The organism is Rhizobium sp. NZLR10, assembly GCF_019685125.1.
GTDB lineage: Bacteria > Pseudomonadota > Alphaproteobacteria > Rhizobiales > Rhizobiaceae > Rhizobium.
Map to the genome: position 1 here is coordinate 96381 of NZ_JABDWE010000015.1, position 17460 is coordinate 113840.

Below are 17460 nucleotides of genomic sequence, written 5' to 3' on the forward strand. Positions count from 1 at the left end.
TCCGCCGCTTTATCAGTTTATTAAGAATTGCTGCTAAGATGCCGTCAATTGGTCGCGCACGACCGACGTTTTGATCACCGTGGCGATTGGCGATGAAGTTCGAAACCATCAAAAGGGTTATCCTGGCCGCCATCATGCTGCCCTTCGTCTTCATGCTCATTGAAGGCGTCGTCGTCATAAGGTCTTCGCTCAGACAATACAGGAATCTCGAAAAGGACAGGCAGTTCGCCGACGTGCTTGCCCGCGGCGGGTCGATCGCCGCCACGGAGATCCTGAGTGAAATTGGCGCCACCCGCCTCTACCTCGCACGTCCCAACAACGCGACTGCCGCCGACATGCAGAGAAGCCGGGTGACGCTCGATCGCGAGCGCTTGGCCTTCTATGCCACGCTGCCCTCCCGCGATGCGCTCGACCCAGGGCTGGCCGGCGAATTATCGATTCTCAGCCTTGCCTATAGCCGCATCGTTGCCGCCCGCAACGCCGTCGACCAGGGCCTTTACGCCGGCAGCGATCCCGGTTCTATCTACTGGTATGCAGCTCTCAAGCAGCTTGCCGTCGTCGACACGCTTTCACCACTGATCAGCGATCCGGTGCTGCTTGAGAAATCCAACCAGCTGATGGGTATTCTGCTGACCTATTACGGCGAAAGACTGATTACCGGCGTCGGCACCCGCTACCTCGATCACCGTGTTTCCGCGCGGTTTCCGGTGGAGCTGTTCGTACAGGGCAAGGTCATGCTCGGTGAGGGCATGGACCACATGGTCTTTCATTCCACGGCGCCGATCGTGCGCGACATCGTTGCCTATCTTGCCCGTAGCGACCAGGTGAAGGCGAATGCGATCACCGATGCGATCCTTGCCGGATCGCAGCCGACGCGCGTAGTGCGCGACGTCTGGGCTACTGCGCAGAGCGAACGCATGATCTTCCTGCAGCAGAAGATGGTCGAGGCCGCAAAAGATATTCATGAGACCGGCGAAAACTTGTCGACGCGCGCGCATATACATCTGACGCTGATCCTGGGGCTGTGTGCCGGCCTGTTGCTTCTCGCCACATTGGTGATGACGCTGGCGGCAAGGGGCCTGCGCCTGATCGACCGGCTGACGCGGGATCGCGAGACACTGGTCAGCGAGTTGCGCAACGCCGCCCAGACCGATCTTCTGACTGGCTTGTACAACAGGCGCGGCTTCGAGGTCGCCGCATCGGCGCTTCTGACGCAGGCCGAGCACGGGTCGCGCTGGATCTCCGTCGTCCTCTTCGACCTCGATCATTTCAAGAAGGTCAACGATATCAACGGGCATGATGCCGGCGATGCCGTGCTCCGGCAGGTCGCGGGCGTCGCGCGTCAAAATTTTCGCTCCTTCGATCTGCTGGTGCGCCATGGCGGCGAGGAGTTTTTGGCGCTTCTGCCGGATTCGACGCCTGACGATGCTGCAATCATTGCCGAGCGCGTGCGGCTGGCGATCGAAGCGGCGGAAATATCTTTGGAGAGCGGCGATGTTCTCAAGGTGACGGCGAGTTTCGGATGCGCCGGCCGGGCAAATGAAGCCGCCAACCGGAACTTCGAGGATCTGGTCAAACGCGCTGATCTGGCGCTCTATGCCGCCAAGGCCTCCGGCCGCAACTGCGTCGTTTCGGGACCGATCGTGCAGGCGCCGGCGAAGGAGGAGCGACGCAAGAAGGCGTCGGGCGGCGGTTTTGATACCCGAACATGAAAAACGCCGCATGTCGCAGCGGCGTTTTCGGGTATCGTTGTCGATGAGGGCCTATTTGCCGTCGATCTGCTGGCCGATATAGGCGATCGCCTGCTGGTAGACGCTGGCGGCGTTCCAGCCCTGGATGGCGACGAAATTCGGCTCTCCGGGCTGATAGCCGGCGCCGGCGCTCCAGCCATGGCCTTTGAGGAAATTCGCAGTCGAGGCCAGGGCATCGGCGCGGGAACCGACCATGTCGACGCGGCCGTCGCCGTCGCCATCGGCGCCGAAGCGTACGACATTGCGCGGCAGAAACTGCGTCTGGCCGATTTCACCGTGGGCAGCACCCTTGGCCTGCGGGCTCAGATAGCCCTCGGAGACGAGCTGGAGCGCGGCATAGAGCTGGTCGGTGAAATAGTCCGAACGACGGCAGTCATAGGCAAGGGTCGAAACAGCCGACAGCGTATGCTGGTTGCCCATATAGCTGCCAAAACCGGTCTCCATGCCCCAGATCGCGATCAGCGGGCCGGACGGAACGCCGAAACGGCGTTCAATCGAGGCAAAAAGTGCCTGGTTGGCGGCCTTCATGCTGCGGCCGCGGGAAATGACGGTGGCACCGCCGCGCTTCTGCATGAACGCGTCGAAGGAGAGTTTGAAGCTCTTCTGGCCGCGGTCGGCGGCGATCGTCGGTTTGTTGTAATTGACGTTGGCGAAGGCGCGGTCGAGGACCGAGCGGCTGACGCCGTTTGCCGCCGCTTCCTGCTTGAAGTCGGCGACCCATGCACTGAAACCGCTGCTATTGTTGCCGCATTGGGCGCCCTGGGCCGCTGCCGGCAGCGCGTGGAGGACGCCGGCTGCCATAGATGCGGCCAGAAGGAATGTTGTCATGCGCATGAGAAACCCCGCTCCGGTCTGCTGAAGCGCGCCGCGGCCATCAGAACCATGCGACGCGCCTTAAATCTTTGTTCTGTTCATGCCTTTGTCCCAAAACCGCTATCGGTTTCGGGCGGCATAGCTTGGCTTGACGCCAGGCAGAATGCCAGCCGACGGCGATCTTGTCACGATCACCTTTCAGTAAGCGCTTATGGATAAGGGCGCTTACTGTTCGGCAAAAAGCCCTGCCTTCATCAGCAGGGCTTTAGCATATTATGGTTTACAAATGGTATCAGGCGGCCTGCTTGCGCGGTTTGACAAGGCCACGATTGACGAGCAGCTCAGCGATCTGGATGGCGTTCAATGCCGCACCCTTGCGCAGATTGTCGGAGACCACCCAGATGTTGAGGCCGTTTTCGACCGTCGCATCTTCGCGGATGCGCGAGATGTAGGTCGCGTCCTCGCCGGCGGATTCATAAGGCGTGATGTAGCCGCCGTCCTCGCGCTTGTCGATGACGAGGCAGCCCGGCGCATCGCGCAGGATGTCACGGGCCTGGTCGGCGGTGATCTCGTTTTCGAACTCGATATTGACCGATTCCGAATGGCCGATGAAAACCGGCACGCGCACTGCCGTGCAGGTCACCTTGATCTTCGGGTCGAGCATCTTCTTCGTCTCGGCCAGCACCTTCCACTCTTCCTTGGTGTAGCCGTCTTCCATGAAGCTATCGATGTGCGGAATGACGTTGAAGGCGATACGCTTGGTGAACTTCTTATTTTCGATCGGATCGGCGACAAAAACGGCGCGTGTCTGATTGAAGAGCTCGTCCATGCCGTCCTTGCCGGCGCCGGAGACCGACTGGTAGGTCGAGATAACGACACGCTTGATCTTGGCGAAGTCATGCAGCGGCTTCAACGCCACCACCAGCTGGGCAGTCGAGCAATTCGGATTGGCGATGATGTTGCGCTTGGTGAACAGGCTGATGGCATCCGGGTTCACTTCCGGCACGATCAGCGGCACGTCGGCGTCGTAACGCCAGGCCGAGGAATTGTCGATGACAACGCAGCCCTGCTGGCCGATCTTCGGCGAGAACTTCTTGGAGATCTCACCGCCGGCCGACATCAGGCAGATGTCGGTATCGGAGAAATCGTAATTCTCCATATTGGATACCTTCAGCGTCCGGTCACCGTAGGAAACTTCGGTACCCTGCGAACGCGAGGAGGCAAGCGCCACGACCTCATCGGCGGGGAAGCCCCGCTCGGAGAGGATGTTGAGAATCTCCCGGCCGACGTTTCCGGTCGCTCCCGCAACTGCTACTTTGAAACCCATTTCTCAAGCTCTCTTTCTCTTCTCTCCTCTTTTCCGGTGAGGGGAAAGGCGACGGATCGCGTCTTCCTGTCCCCAGCCGAGCCGGGGAGAGAGCGGCAGGCCAGAGACATCAGACGGTTTTCGTCGTCGTTTTGGCCTTGGTTTTGGCAGAAACCGGAACGGCAATGTCCACCCCGGCAAACTGTGCCCGGTCATTGCGGTCGGCAATGGCATGTTCGTCGTGAACCATGGAGATTCCTTTTCCGTTGTTGCTCTTAGAAGGTTTTCCACAGGAGTCAAGGTTTTTGCGGTCAGAGCCGGACGGCGAAAGCGGCGGCCACAATGCTGCGACATTTTGTCATGCCGCTGTCATCCTCGAGAGATATCCCGGCCCGGTTGTTACTGTCTGCAACGAAAACGGGGGTTTTCCATGCGTACGCTTCCTGCCGCTTTTGCGGCCACCACCATCCTTGCGGGCGCCGCTCAGGCGACGACGGTCTATCCGCTTGATCGCGCGACGATTCTTGCCGGTTCGCCATTCGATTTCAAGGTCGAACTCAACAAGCAGGTCAAGCCCGAAGACGTGAAGATCACGGTCAACGGTCAGGACTACAAAACCGTCCTCGGGGGCGAGGCACGGTTCGTCGAGCTGGAAAAGGGCAAGGATGACAAGGCTCTCGGCTCCGCTCTCCTGCTGCGCGGCCTGAAGATTTCCGCTCCAGGCGCCTACAAGGTCGAGGTCGCTGCCGGCGACGAAACGAAATCCGTCACCTGGAACGTTTACGAAACCGCTGGTCAGCCAAAGGCTAAGAACATCATCTTCCTGCTCGGCGATGGTCTTTCCGTCGCGCATCGCACCGCCGCCCGCATCATGTCCAAGGGCATGACCGAAGGTAAGGCGAATGGCCGTCTGAACATGGACGATCTTGATCGCATGGCCTTTGTCGGCACCTCGGCGACGAATGCCGTTGCCACCGACTCCGCCAACACCATGTCGGCCTACATGACGGGCCACAAGACGGCCGTCAACGCGATCGGCGTTTACGCGGACCGTACGCCGGCCTCGCTGGACGACCCGCGTGTCGAAACCTTCGCGGAAGCCGTTCGCCGCATGACCAAGAAGTCGATCGGCATCGTCGCAACCGCCGAAGTCGAAGACGCCACGCCGGCTGCTGTTGTTTCCCATACCCGTAACCGCAATGACAAGGCCGACGTCGTCGGCATGCTGCTCGACGTCAAGCCTGAAGTCCTGCTCGGCGGCGGCTCGGCCTATTTCCTCGGCAAGGAGGTCGCCGGTTCCAAGCGCAAGGACAACCAGGACTACATCAAGCTGTTTCAGGATGCCGGTTACAAGCTTGCGACCGACAAGAACGAGCTCGCAGCCAATGCGTCGGCCGAAGGCAATCTCCTCGGGCTCTTCCACACCGGCAATATGGACGTGACGCTCGACCGCGAGTTCCTGAAGAAGGGCACCGTCGACAAGTTCCCGAACCAGCCGGGTCTCGTCGCCATGACCAAGGTTGCGATCGACCGCCTCTCCAAGAATCCCGATGGTTTCTTCCTGATGGTCGAAGGTTCCTCGATCGACAAGATGTCGCATCCGCTCGATTGGGATCGCGCCGTCGTCGAAACCATCGAATTCGACCAGGCGATCGGCGTCGCCCGCGAATTCCAGAAGGCTCATCCCGATACGCTGATTGTCGTCACCGGTGACCATACGCATGGTGTCTCGATCATCGGCACCGTCGATGATGAGAAGCCCGGCACCGAAATGCGCGAAAGGGTCGGGACCTATGCCGAGGCTGGTTTCCCGAACTACAAGGACGAAAACGGCGACGGATACCCTGATAAGATCGACGTCAGCCGCCGCTTGTTTCTAAGTGCCAATAACGGCCCTGACCACTACGAAACCTTCCGTCCGAAGCTCGACGGTCCCTTCGTTCCGGCCGTCCAGAACGAAAAGAAGGAATATGTCGCCAACGAACAGTACAAGGATGTTCCCGGCGCGGTCTTCGTTCAGGGCAATCTTCCGAAGAGCAGCGAGAGCGGCGTCCATGCGGTCGACGACGTCGTCCTGCAGTCGGCCGGCCCGGGCTCGGAAGAGTTCCATGGCTACCTCGAACAGAGCGACGTCTATCGCGTGCTCGCCGACACCTTCGCTCTCGGCGCCAAGCAGACGAACTGATCGCAAGCCGATCCGGCAAGGCCGCTTGGCGGCCTTGCCTTTCTTGTCGATTATTATCCGGCCGGCTACAGCGCCGCGCGTCTTTTCAGATGCGCAAAGGACGCTGTAACACTTTGAATCTACGCATCGTGCTTTCTGAAAATCGATTCCGATTTTCAGGCCGATGCGCTAACGGCCGGGATTTGCTTCCTGGAGGTCGCTATGGATATATTCTCTTCGCTGCATCTCAGCCGCCGCCGGCTGATCGGCGCCGCCGTTGCGCTTCCTTTTACCGCTTCCGTCGTTCGCGCTGCCGATCCCTCGCTCTCCTTCGACGAGCTCTATGGCAAGTTCGGGGTACTCGGCCTTGAATTCTCCGACAAGGTGAAGCGCCTCGCCGGGCAGGAAATCAGCATGAAGGGCTTCATGGCGCCGCCGCTGAAGGCCGAGGCGCAGTTCTTCGTGTTGACCGAAGTGCCGATGTCGCTCTGCCCCTTCTGCTCCTCGGATGCGGACTGGCCGGATAATATCGTCGTCGTCTATCTCTTGGAGAAACAGACCTTCGTGCAGCCGCGCCAGACGATCGAGGTGCGCGGCACGCTGGAATACGGCTCCTGGACGGATCCGGACACCGGCTTCGTCAGCCTGTTGCGTATCCGCCAGGCCGAATATTTTTCTGTCTGATCCGATATGCTCGCTCTTGATATCGAAAACCTTGACGTCACCTTCTCGGGCCTGTCCTCGCCGGCGCTGGCAATCGGTCGTCTTTCGATCGATGCCGGCAGCAGGGTCGCCATCACAGGTGCGTCCGGCTCCGGCAAGAGCACCTTCGTCAATATCGTTGCCGGGCTGGAGCGAACACGCCGGGGCCGCATCCGCTGGAACGGCGAGGATATCGCCAGTTTTTCCGAGAGCCGGCGCGATCGGTTCCGCGCCGCCAATATCGGCCTGGTCATGCAGGAGTTCTATCTCTTCCCCGGCCTGTCGGCGGTGGAAAACGTGCTTTTGCCGGCGCGGCTTGCTTGGGCCGCCACCCCCGCCGTCATCGAGCGGGCGCATGCGCTTTTGAGTTCGGTCGATCTTTCCCGCCCAGGCCAGAAGATCGAAACCATGTCGCGCGGCGAGATGCAGCGCGTGGCGATCGCCCGGGCGCTGCTGCGCAAGCCCGGCGTCATCATCGCTGACGAGCCGACAGCGAGCCTTGATGCCGAAAGCGGCGAGACGGTCGGCGATCTCATCCTCGATCTTGCCGCGGCCGAAGGCAGCACGCTGATCATCGTTTCGCATGATCTGCGCCTGGCCAGCCGCCTCGACCGGCGCATCACCTTCGGCTCCGGCCGGATCAGCGACGATTCCGCTGCAGCGGCGGGAGAGGCTGTATGATCCGCTTCATCCTTGCCGATCTTCGCCGCCTCTGGGCGGGGTCGCTGGTGGTCGTGCTGCTGGTGGCGCTGGCGACGGCGCTCGGCGTTTGCGTCGTGCTGCAGGAGCGGGCGCTTCGTCTCGGCAGCGCGCGCGCCGCCGACAAGTTCGATCTCGTCATCGGCGCAGGCGGCAGCGAGACGCAGCTGGTGCTGTCCTCCGTCTTCCTGCAGCCCTCGCCTTTGCCGCTGATGCCGGGTGACGTGCTGGTCAGGCTCGCCGCCGATCCCCGTGTCGACTGGGCAGTCCCGATCGGCTTCGGTGATTCCTTCTCCGGCTATCCGATCGTCGGCACGACGGTGACGCTGGCGGACAAGCTGTCCGGCGGCTTTGCCGAGGGTACGGTTTTCGCGCGCGAGGGGGAGGCAGTGATCGGCTCCGCCGTCAAGCTTTCGCTCGGGGCTGAGATCAAGCCGATGCACGGTTCGGTGGAAGAGGGCGGCGAGACCCATACCGAACTCGTTTATCATATCGTCGGCCGCTTGCGGCCGACAGGCACCGCCTGGGACCGGGCCATTCTGGTTCCGATCCAGGCTGTCTGGCATATCCATGGTCTGGGGGCGAGCGAGCATGAAAGCGCCGGGGCGACCGGACACGATCATGAGCATGCCGGCGCCGATCCCCACCAGCATGAGCATCACGGCGAGATCGACCCGGATGCCGTACTTGACGAGAAATGGGCTGCAGATGCTCCGGGCCTTCCCGCCATTATGGTAAAACCGAAGACGATCGCCGATGCCTACAAGCTGCGGCAGGACTATCGCAGCGGCAATACCGTCGCCGTCTTCCCCGGCGAGGTGCTGACCAATCTCTACGCCACGCTCGGCGACGCCAAGCAGATCCTCGTCGCGGTCGCTGCCGGCGCCCAAGCTCTCGTCGCAGCCTCGCTGGTGCTGGTCACGGTCATCCATATCGGCCAGCGCCGCCGCCAGATCGGCGCGCTGAGGGCCTTCGGCGCTCCGCGCGGCGCGATTTTCGGCATCGTCTGGTTGGAGTTCTTCTTCGTGGTGGCAGTCGGCATCGGGCTCGGATTTGCACTTGGGTTTGCCGCGGCGCTGACCTTGTCCGCCATGGTCTCGCAGACGAGCGGGATGGCCATGCCGGTCGGCTTCGTCCGTGACGACGCCGGGCTTGCGGCGGTGCTGCTCGTCTTTGCCACAATTCTTGCCGCGCTGCCGGCAGTGCTCGCCTACCGGCAATCGCCGGCGCAAGCGCTGAGGGCGTAACCTGGGCCGGAGGATCGCGTCGCTGGCTGCCAAAGCTCGCCCCCGTTAGACTAAAGTCATAATCCCAAAGCCTCTCTCTTTTTGATCTGTCGTTTCTGGCACACTCTCGTCAGGCGTGTCGCGGCCAGGGGTCTGCTTTGAGGAGAGTAGGTCGCGCGCGTTTTCATCACTCTGTGGAGGACAGACAATGGCAAATGTCGCAAGCATCGACGGCGCGAAGGCCGGTCCGATGACGAGGGAGGAGAAGAAGGTCATCTTCGCTTCTTCGCTCGGCACCGTTTTCGAATGGTATGATTTCTATCTCTATGGTTCCCTCGCCACCTATATCGGCGCGACCTATTTCACCCAATATCCCGAGGCGACGCGCAACATCTTCACGCTGCTCGCCTTTGCCGCCGGCTTCCTGGTGCGTCCCTTCGGCGCGCTGGTGTTCGGCCGTCTCGGCGATCTGGTCGGCCGCAAATATACCTTCCTGGTGACGATCCTGATCATGGGTCTGTCGACCTTCCTCGTCGGTATCCTGCCGGGTGCCGCCACCATCGGCATCGCGGCGCCGATCATCCTGATCGGGCTGCGCCTGCTCCAGGGTCTGGCGCTTGGCGGTGAATATGGCGGTGCTGCCACCTATGTCGCCGAACATGCGCCGAACGGGCGCCGCGGTTATTTCACGTCATGGATCCAGACGACGGCGACGCTCGGCCTGTTCCTGTCGCTGATCATCATCGTCCTGGTGCAATATCTGATGGGCGCGGTTCAATTCGCTGCCTGGGGCTGGCGCATTCCGTTCCTGGTATCGGTCGTTCTGCTCGGCGTTTCGGTCTGGATCCGCTTGAAGATGAACGAATCGCCGGCGTTTCAGAAGATGAAGGCGGAAGGCAAGGGCTCCAAGGCGCCGCTAACCGAAGCCTTCGGGACATGGAAAAATGCCAAGATCGCGATCATCGCGCTTCTCGGCGCCACCATGGGCCAGGCGGTCGTCTGGTACGGCGGCCAGTTCTATGCACTGTTCTTCCTGCAGAACGTCCTGAAGGTAGACCTGCAGTCGGCCAATATCATGGTCGCCATCGCGCTCTTCCTCGCGACGCCATTCTTCGTCATCTTCGGTGGCCTCTCCGACAAGATCGGCCGCAAGCCGATCATAATGGCGGGCCTTCTCATCGCGGCGGTGACCTATAATCCGCTGTTCAAGGCGATGACCTGGACGGCGAACCCGGCGCTTGCCGAAGCACAGGCCTCGATCCGGGCAACGGTTACGGCCGATCCGACGGATTGTAAATTCCAGTTCAATCCGACCGGCACGTCGAAGTTCACCAATTCCTGCGACGTGGCGACGGCATTCCTGACGAAAAACTCGGTGCCTTATGATGTCGTTCCCGGCCCCGCCGGTCAGCCGGCAACGGTGAAGGTCGGCAACGGGACGATTACGAGCTTCGACGTCGTCGCCGCCGGCGACAAGGCCAAGGGCATGACCGCCGCCTTCGAGAAGGGCGTCAACATCGCGCTCCACGATGCCGGCTATCCGCTGAAGCGCGGCGCCGTCAAGGTGCCGGATGCCAAGCTCGATGCCTTCATCGCGGCCAATCCGGAACTGTCGCTCAACGCCGATACCGTGCGCGCCGGCGAGAAGGAAACTGTACCGGCGGCGAAGCTGGTCGAGACCAAGCTGCTGACGGCGGATGAGGCCAATGGCGTCACCGACATGGCGGTCTACAACGTCGCCAATGGCGGCAGCTTCGCCATGACCGCCGACCCTGCCCGGGTCAATTGGACCGGTACGATCGCCATATTGTTCGTGCTCGTCCTCTATGTGACGATGGTCTACGGACCGATCGCCGCTCTGTTGGTCGAGCTCTTCCCGACCCGCATCCGTTATACCGGCATGTCGCTGCCCTATCACATCGGCAACGGCTGGTTCGGCGGCTTGCTGCCGGCGACGGCCTTCGCGATGAGCGCAGCTGCGGGCGATATCTATTACGGTCTCTGGTACCCGATCGTCTTTGCGTCGATCACGCTGGTGATCGGCCTGCTCTTCCTGCCGGAAACGAAGAACAGAGATATCCACGCAATGGATTGATCTGCGTTCAAACTTGACGAAAAAGGCCCGGCCCTCACAAGGCGCCGGGCTTTCCTATGTCAGGGAACAGTTGCTTCGACAGCGGCCATCCATCCGGCGCCAGTTTGAAGAGCAGGCCGCAGCGAGCAAAGACGATCGCCGTCAGCAGCGAGAACCAGGCGCCGAAGGCAAGGCCGGCGATGACGTCGCTCGGATAATGGGCGCCGACCATGACACGCGTCATGCCAAGCCAGATGGCGCCGGCGATGAAGACAATGCGGTAGCGCGGAAACAGCAGGGCAAATGCGGCGAAGAAGGCACCGACCGTGGTGGAATGGCCGGACGGGAAACTTTCGAAAGCGGCGTGGCCTGAAAAAGGCGTGAAGGAAAACATGCCGTAGTCGTGAAAATGATCGGGACGCGCCCTGCCGATTGCCCGCTTCAGCAGATTGGCGAGAAGCCCGGAGAAGACGACTGTGGCAAAGAGGTAGGCGCCGATCCAGCTGACATATAGCGCCTGTGCCTTGGAGCGCGCCGTCTTCACAAGCTTGTAGCCCGCCCGGCCCTGAAAGAACAGCAGGATGCTGGTGTAGATCAGCCAGGCGGAATCGCCGAAACCGGTCATCAACTCGCCGAGATGCTTCACTGGCGCGGGCACTTCGCTGGCGCCGATCGGCGCATCGAAGAGCAGCATGGAGAGGATCACGGCATTGAGCGTGATAAAGAGGCAGGCCTGCCAACGCAGAGGCGGCATGCCGACGCCGCTCCGGCGCCAGCGCCTGTCCAGGGAAGCCCAAAATGCCCGCATTGCCGTCGTCCGTTCGAATTTTGCCCTACAGCGCCGCCCGTCTCTTCAGACATGCAAAGGACCCTGTCGAACTTTGAATTGGCGCATAATCCATTGCGAAAATCGCTTCCGATTTGGGGTTAGCGCTCGCTGAAATCCGGCGCAAAAATACACGAGATTGTGGCCGAGAATAGTCCGTTTCGGAGAATTCGACCGAGCGGCTTGCGACTCCTCGGCCGTGGATTAAAAAGCCCTTCGCATCCGGGATGCGAAGGGCTGGAACTGTTTCACGTGAAATATCAGGCGGAAAGCGTCTTGAACTCGCCGAGAATCGCATCGCCCATCTCGACGGTGCCGACCTGCCTTGCGCCATCGGCCATGATGTCGCCGGTGCGGATGCCCTTGTCGAGCACGTTGGCGATCGCCTTTTCCAGGTCGTCGGCTTCCTTCACCAGGTTGAAAGAGTAACGCAGGCACATGGCGAAGGAGGCGATCATCGCGATCGGATTGGCGATGCCCTTGCCGGCAATGTCGGGGGCCGAGCCGTGCACCGGCTCGTAGAGCGCCTTGCGCTTGCCGGTCTTGCCATCAGGCGCACCGAGCGAGGCCGACGGCAGCATCCCGAGCGAGCCGGTCAGCATGGCGGCGACGTCGGAGAGCATGTCGCCGAAGAGATTGTCGGTGACGATGACGTCGAACTGCTTGGGCTGGCGTACCAGCTGCATGCCGCCGGCATCGGCCAGCATGTGTTCGAGCTGGACGTCGGAATATTTCGCCTTGTGCGTCTCGGTCACCACCTGGTTCCAGAGCACGCCAGACTTCATGACGTTGCGCTTTTCCATCGAGCAGACGCGGTTCTGCCGCGTGCGTGCCATTTCGAAGGCGACGCCGGAGATGCGCTCGATCTCGTAAGTGTCGTAGACCTGCGTGTCGATGCCGCGCTTCTGGCCGTTGCCGAGATCGATGATCTCCTTCGGCTCGCCGAAATAGACGCCGCCCGTCAGCTCGCGGATGATCAGAATATCGAGGCCTTCGACCAGTTCCGGCTTCAGCGACGAGGCCGAGGCAAGAGCCGGATAGCAGATGGCGGGGCGCAGGTTCGCAAACAGCTGCAGATCCTTGCGCAGCCGCAACAGGCCGGCTTCCGGGCGCACTTCGTAAGGCACGCTATCCCATTTCGGGCCGCCGACGGCACCGAAGAGAACGGCATCGGCGGCAAGCGCTTTCTGCATGTCGGCTTCCGAGATCGCCGCGCCGTGGGCATCATAGGCAGAGCCGCCGACAAGGCCTTCGTCGGTGACGAAACCGCCATCCATCGCCTCGTTCATATAGGCGATGATCTTGCGGACCTCGCCCATGGCCTCGGGACCGATGCCGTCACCCGGCAGCAGGAAAAGATTGCGCACAGTCATGAAACCCTCCTGGGAAAAACAAGTTGCGGTTTCTTAGACCCCGGAAATGGGCATTTCAAGCGAGAGAAGGGATGAATCGGTACGCTTCGCTTTGAGCTGCGACGGTTGCTCCTGTGCCCGCAAAAGGATTAGAACCGGTCAGCCACCTTTATGTCCCCGGATGTTCCCATGCCTTCAGCACCCCTCCATCTCGATACGCCCTTGGTTCAGACAGCACCAGGCTACAGCGCCAGCGGCAAACCGCTCTGGCTGAAGCTCGATGCGCTGCAGCCTTCCGGCAGCTTCAAGCTGCGCGGCGTCGGCCGGCTTTGCCAGTACGAGGTGGAAAATGGTGCGCGCGAGATCTTCTGTGCGTCCGGCGGTAATGCCGGCATTGCCGCCGCCTATGCCGGCCGGGCGCTCGGTGTGCCGGTCACCATCGTCGTGCCGGAGACGACGGCCGCCGATGTGCAACAGACGATTGCCGCAACGGGCGCGAAAGTGCTCGTTCATGGTTCGGTTTTCGACGAGGCCAATGCCCATGCGGTCGAACTCGCCCGCAGCCGCAAGGCGACCTATGTTCACCCCTTCGACCATCCGCTTCTGTGGGATGGCCATGCGACGCTGATCGACGAGGTGGTGGCGAAGGGTGCGAAATTCGATTGCGTCGTCACCAGCGTCGGCGGTGGTGGGCTGCTTGCCGGCATTGTCGAGGGGTTGAAGCGCAACGGGCTTTCCGATGTGCCGGTGATCGCCGTCGAAACCGAAGGGGCGGCCTCGCTGAATGCCAGCCTCGAAGCGAATGAGCGTATCACTCTTGCCGCCATAACCTCGATTGCCACTTCGCTCGGCGCGCGGCAGGTGGCGCAGCATGTCTTTGACCTGCCGAAGCAGCATCCGATCGAAAGCATTGTCGTCAGCGACGCCGATGCCGTTGCCGCCTGCCTGAAATTTGCCGATGCGCAGCGCATTCTGGTCGAGCCGGCCTGCGGTGCGGCACTGGCCGTTGCCGATGTGCATGCCGGGCTGCTCGCGCGCTTTAACAATCCGCTCATCGAAGTCTGCGGCGGCATCGGCGTGTCGCTCGAAAAGCTTAAGGGCTGGAAAGAGAAGTTTCTCTGATCTGAGATCAAAGAAAAAGCCGGGCGAAGCCCGGCTTGATCGATAATTTATTGGAGAGCACTTAGGCCGCCCAAGGGTGCGAAGCGGCGTTCTTCTTTTCGAAGCTGTCGATCGCCCTGCCCTTTTCCAGGGTCAGGCCGATATCGTCGAGGCCGTTCAGCAGGCAGTGGCGCTTGAATTCGTCGAGATCGAACTTGATCAAGCCACCATCGGGGCCGGTGATCTCCAGGTTCTCAAGGTCGATGGACAGGATGGCATTGGAGCCGCGCGAGGCGTCGTCCATCAGCTTGTCGAGATTTTCCTGGCTGACCATGATCGGCAGGATGCCGTTCTTGAAGCAATTGTTGTAGAAAATGTCGGCGAAGCTGGTCGAGATGACGCAGCGGATGCCGAAATCGAGGAGCGCCCAGGGCGCGTGCTCGCGCGAGGAGCCGCAGCCGAAATTGTCGCCGGCAACCAGGATCTTGGCATCACGGTAGGCCGGCTTGTTCAGCACGAAATCGGGGTTTTCGGAGCCGTCCTCGTTGTAGCGGGCTTCGGCGAAAAGGCCGGTGCCGAGGCCGGTGCGCTTGATCGTCTTCAGATAATCCTTCGGAATGATCATGTCGGTGTCGACGTTGACGACCGGCAGGGGCGCTGCAACGCCCGTGAGCTTCACGAATTTATCCATGACCCATGCTCCATTTCAGCAAATCTACTTCCTGATTTTGCATCTAGTCCAGTTTTCCGCCGAAATGAAGGAGAATCTTTCTAAAGCGTGTCACGATCTTTCAGATGGCTTGTCACGCTTTAGGTCTTTGCTTCCCGCATGTCGTCATCGCAAAAACCGCTGCACACTTTTGCGCGACATGCTTTAGATGGCGGCCACGCGACGTTTCGCGCGGCCTGCCCTCTGCGTACGTGCCGTTACTTGGTCGGTGCGTTCAGGCCCCAGAGGACGCCGAACGGGTCGCGAAGCTGGCCGTAGCGGTCGCCCCAGAACATCAGTTCGACCGGCATGACGACCTCGGCACCGGCGGCGACAGCGCGCTCCCACCAGAAATCGATATCGTCGATAACCAGCTGGATGGCGAAGCCTTCATGGCCTTTGAAGGGATGGCCGTATTCGGGATAGGCATCCGACAGCATGAGGGAACTGCCGTTGATGTAGAGATGCACATGCATCGTCCGGCCGCTCTCGTCGACCGGCACGATATAGGCTTCTTCGGCGCCGAAGGCTTTTTTGTAGAATTCCGCGGCTTTGACCGCGCCACCGACCGTCAGATAGGGAAGTAGGCCATTCTTGACCGGCGGCATCTTGACCGGATTGTTTTCCGTCGTCGCATCCATGCTCGTCCTCCATTCGTTGTGAAGCGCCGGCAGAATGCCCGGCTGCTTCAAAGACGTATGATGGAAGCATGATGCGACAATGTCGGTCGGCTTTTTTAGCGAGAGCTGCTCAGAGATCGATAATCGTGCCGCGGCCGTCGTTCCAGATGCGCATCTCCGGCTTACCGTTGTTTGCCTTGGCGCGGACTGGAGCGGGCTTCATCTTCATCGAAAGCGCGCGTCCGACCATGAGCACGGTCAGGATGCCGCCGACGGCAAGCGTCACCGAGAAGGTGAAAAGCAGCATGGCCACGAAAACGGTGGCGCCGGCAAGCATGAAGAAGATGGAGCGAATGTTCTGCATGGGTTTGAGACCTTTCTTCGGAAAGGAATGTGGTCCTTCTTTTTCCTCTCTGCAAGGCAAGCATGGCTTTTTGTTGTTCTGCGCGTCGTTCCGGGGCGGGCTGCTTGCTTCGGCCTTCAAAGCTTGGCACTAATTCAGCCATGAGCCGAAACCCAGCGACCCGCTCCGTCCGCCTGCGCCGTTCGGTGCTGAGTGTGCCCGCCATCAATCTGCGTGCCCTCGAAAAGACCCATGCGGTCGATTGCGATGCGGTGATCTTCGATCTCGAAGATTCCGTGGCGCCGGAAAAGAAGGGGCAAGCGCGGGAAAACCTGAGGCGCTTCTTTTCGGATCGGCCGCTCGAAAACAAGGAGCGGATTATCCGCATCAACAGCCTGTCATCGGATTTCGGGCCGGCGGACATGGAGCTGGTGACGGCGCTTGGTCCCGATGCTGTGCTGCTGCCGAAGGTCGACGAGCCGCAGGATATCACTGATATCAGCGACTTTCTCTTCGAAGCGGATGCAGCGGAAGATCTGCGCATCTGGGCGATGATCGAGACGCCGCGCGGCATCCTGAATGCAGCGGCAATCGCGGAAGCGGGACGCACGACGGGCTCGCGGCTCGATTGCCTCGTCGTCGGGCTCAACGACCTGCGCAAGGAAACGGGCGTGCTGGCCCAGCCGGGGCGGACCTATCTCGTGCCATGGCTGATGCAGGTCGTCCTGGCGGTCAGCGCTTACGGGCTCGATGCAATCGACAGCGTCTTCAACGATTTCAGGGACGAACAGGGTTTCGATGCCGAATGCCTGCAGGGCCGGGCCATGGGTTTTGCCGGCAAGATGCTGATCCACCCCACCCAGATCGAGCCTGCCAACCGCCATTTCGGCCCGGATCCGGCGGCCATTGCGGAAGCAGAGGCGATCATATCAGCCTTTGCCGACCCCGCTTCCGATGGTTTGAACGTCATCAATTCAGGTGGGCGGATGATCGAGCGGCTGCATCTTGTCCAAGCCGAAGCTCTGGTTCATAAAGCTCGCCTGATTTCTGCAAGAAAGCCCGCCTGATGAAACTCTACCGCTTCCTGACCGGTCCCGACGATGCTTCCTTCTGCCACAAGGTCACCGCCGCCCTCAACAAGGGCTGGTCACTGGAGGGCTCGCCGACATATGCCTTCAATGCCGCGACCGGCGCGATGCAGTGCGGCCAGGCCGTCGTCAAGACTGTCGAAGGCAAGGATTACCATCCCGAGGTGAAGCTCTCCGAGCAATAGCTCGTTCTGCCGGACACCCGGCTTCAGCGATCGGCGGCTTCCTCGGCGCTTTCCTCGATCCGCTCCATATCATCGTCGCTCAGCCCGAAATGGTGGCCGATTTCGTGGATCAGGACGTGGGTGATGATGTCGCCGAGCGTCTCGTCATTCTCAGCCCAGTAATCGAGAATAGGCCGCCGATAGAGGCGGATGCGGTTGGGCATCTCGCCGGTTTCCACTGTGAAACGTTCGGAAATGCCCCTGCCCTCGAAAAGACCAAGCAGATCGAAAGGGGTTTCCAGCGCCATGTCCTCGAACACGTCGTCATCGGGGAAATCTTCGATCTCGATCGTCAGGTTGGTGGTCAGCTGGCGGAATTCTTCCGGCAGATGGCTGTAGGCCTCCATGGCCAGCGACTCGAAGGCGCTTATCGTCGGCGCATGGCGGTCCCGCCAATCATCGCTCTGGTCTATGCGGGCCATGAATAATCCTTCCTTTGCGGGCCATATAGAACCTTTATCG

Annotated in this window: 18 protein-coding genes; 9 read left to right on the plus strand and 9 right to left on the minus strand. The window is 60.8% G+C overall.

Annotated features, from left to right (window positions below; genetic code table 11):
• The first annotated feature begins 92 nt into the window (after nt 1-92).
• Entirely contained in the window at nt 93-1712 is a 1620-nt protein-coding gene (locus HJB82_RS21810; protein WP_221141400.1) for a GGDEF domain-containing protein, read from the plus strand.
• Nucleotides 1713-1763: 51 nt separating this feature from the next.
• On the opposite strand, the gene HJB82_RS21815 is transcribed toward HJB82_RS21810, so the two are convergent.
• The 3 genes from HJB82_RS21815 to HJB82_RS31930 form a co-directional block, all read right to left on the minus strand.
• Nucleotides 1764-2585 (minus strand): lytic transglycosylase domain-containing protein, encoded by an 822-nt coding sequence (locus HJB82_RS21815; RefSeq protein ID WP_207582293.1) that lies wholly within the window; start codon nt 2583-2585, stop codon nt 1764-1766.
• A gap of 271 nt (nt 2586-2856) precedes the next feature.
• Nucleotides 2857-3891, minus strand: coding sequence for an aspartate-semialdehyde dehydrogenase (locus HJB82_RS21820; protein WP_207582292.1), 1035 nt, complete (start codon nt 3889-3891; stop codon nt 2857-2859).
• Between the two features lie 109 nt (nt 3892-4000).
• Nucleotides 4001-4213, minus strand: a complete 213-nt coding sequence (locus tag HJB82_RS31930) for a hypothetical protein (protein WP_207582291.1) — start codon at nt 4211-4213, stop codon at nt 4001-4003.
• Nucleotides 4214-4300: 87 nt separating this feature from the next.
• Between HJB82_RS31930 and HJB82_RS21830 the strand changes: the two genes are divergently transcribed.
• The 5 genes from HJB82_RS21830 (at nt 4301) to HJB82_RS21850 (ending at nt 10756) form a co-directional block, all read left to right on the plus strand.
• Complete coding sequence (locus tag HJB82_RS21830) at nt 4301-6055, plus strand: alkaline phosphatase (protein WP_221141402.1); 1755 nt, start codon at nt 4301-4303, stop codon at nt 6053-6055.
• Between the two features lie 201 nt (nt 6056-6256).
• Nucleotides 6257-6718 carry a hypothetical protein gene (locus tag HJB82_RS21835; protein ID WP_221131599.1) on the plus strand — a complete coding sequence of 154 codons (462 nt, stop codon included), beginning with the start codon at nt 6257-6259 and terminating at the stop codon, nt 6716-6718.
• A gap of 6 nt (nt 6719-6724) precedes the next feature.
• Nucleotides 6725-7417, plus strand: a complete 693-nt coding sequence (locus HJB82_RS21840) for an ABC transporter ATP-binding protein (protein WP_207582288.1) — start codon at nt 6725-6727, stop codon at nt 7415-7417.
• Complete coding sequence (locus HJB82_RS21845; protein ID WP_221115398.1) at nt 7414-8682, plus strand: ABC transporter permease; 1269 nt, start codon at nt 7414-7416, stop codon at nt 8680-8682. The genes HJB82_RS21840 and HJB82_RS21845 overlap by 4 nt, the downstream gene beginning before the upstream one ends.
• A 187-nt stretch (nt 8683-8869) precedes the next feature.
• On the plus strand, nt 8870-10756 hold the full coding sequence (locus HJB82_RS21850; RefSeq protein ID WP_207582286.1) for an MFS transporter: 1887 nt from the start codon (nt 8870-8872) through the stop codon (nt 10754-10756).
• Between the two features lie 34 nt (nt 10757-10790).
• Here the strand turns inward: HJB82_RS21850 and lpxE are convergent, their stop codons facing one another.
• Both lpxE and leuB read right to left on the minus strand, forming a co-directional pair.
• The gene (gene lpxE / locus HJB82_RS21855) at nt 10791-11543 is read right to left on the minus strand and encodes a phosphatase PAP2 family protein (protein WP_207582285.1); all 753 of its coding nucleotides are present in this window, start codon (nt 11541-11543) and stop codon (nt 10791-10793) included.
• 278 nt (nt 11544-11821) lie between these two features.
• The gene (gene leuB / locus HJB82_RS21860; RefSeq protein WP_207582284.1) at nt 11822-12934 is read right to left on the minus strand and encodes a 3-isopropylmalate dehydrogenase; all 1113 of its coding nucleotides are present in this window, start codon (nt 12932-12934) and stop codon (nt 11822-11824) included.
• Between the two features lie 168 nt (nt 12935-13102).
• On the opposite strand from leuB, the gene HJB82_RS21865 reads away from it, so the two are divergent.
• Nucleotides 13103-14035 carry a pyridoxal-phosphate dependent enzyme gene (locus HJB82_RS21865; protein ID WP_207582283.1) on the plus strand — a complete coding sequence of 311 codons (933 nt, stop codon included), beginning with the start codon at nt 13103-13105 and terminating at the stop codon, nt 14033-14035.
• Between the two features lie 61 nt (nt 14036-14096).
• On the opposite strand, the gene leuD is transcribed toward HJB82_RS21865, so the two are convergent.
• From leuD to HJB82_RS21880, 3 genes are all read right to left on the minus strand, one after another.
• Complete coding sequence (leuD, locus tag HJB82_RS21870) at nt 14097-14705, minus strand: 3-isopropylmalate dehydratase small subunit (RefSeq protein WP_164007297.1); 609 nt, start codon at nt 14703-14705, stop codon at nt 14097-14099.
• A gap of 236 nt (nt 14706-14941) precedes the next feature.
• Entirely contained in the window at nt 14942-15364 is a 423-nt protein-coding gene (locus tag HJB82_RS21875; RefSeq protein ID WP_207582282.1) for a glyoxalase/bleomycin resistance/extradiol dioxygenase family protein, read from the minus strand.
• A 109-nt stretch (nt 15365-15473) separates the two neighbouring features.
• A complete protein-coding gene (locus HJB82_RS21880) occupies nt 15474-15707 on the minus strand; it encodes a hypothetical protein (RefSeq protein WP_164007301.1) in 234 nt (77 codons plus the stop codon).
• Between the two features lie 140 nt (nt 15708-15847).
• On the opposite strand from HJB82_RS21880, the gene HJB82_RS21885 reads away from it, so the two are divergent.
• Together HJB82_RS21885 and HJB82_RS21890 are read left to right on the plus strand one after the other, a co-directional pair.
• Nucleotides 15848-16753, plus strand: coding sequence for a CoA ester lyase (locus HJB82_RS21885; RefSeq protein ID WP_221115401.1), 906 nt, complete (start codon nt 15848-15850; stop codon nt 16751-16753).
• On the plus strand, nt 16753-16959 hold the full coding sequence (locus tag HJB82_RS21890) for a DUF1737 domain-containing protein (RefSeq protein WP_207582280.1): 207 nt from the start codon (nt 16753-16755) through the stop codon (nt 16957-16959). Before HJB82_RS21885 ends, HJB82_RS21890 begins: the two co-directional genes overlap by 1 nt.
• 23 nt (nt 16960-16982) lie before the next feature.
• Here the strand turns inward: HJB82_RS21890 and HJB82_RS21895 are convergent, their stop codons facing one another.
• The gene (locus tag HJB82_RS21895; protein ID WP_164007305.1) at nt 16983-17420 is read right to left on the minus strand and encodes a metallopeptidase family protein; all 438 of its coding nucleotides are present in this window, start codon (nt 17418-17420) and stop codon (nt 16983-16985) included.
• Between the last annotated feature and the right edge of the window lie 40 nt (nt 17421-17460).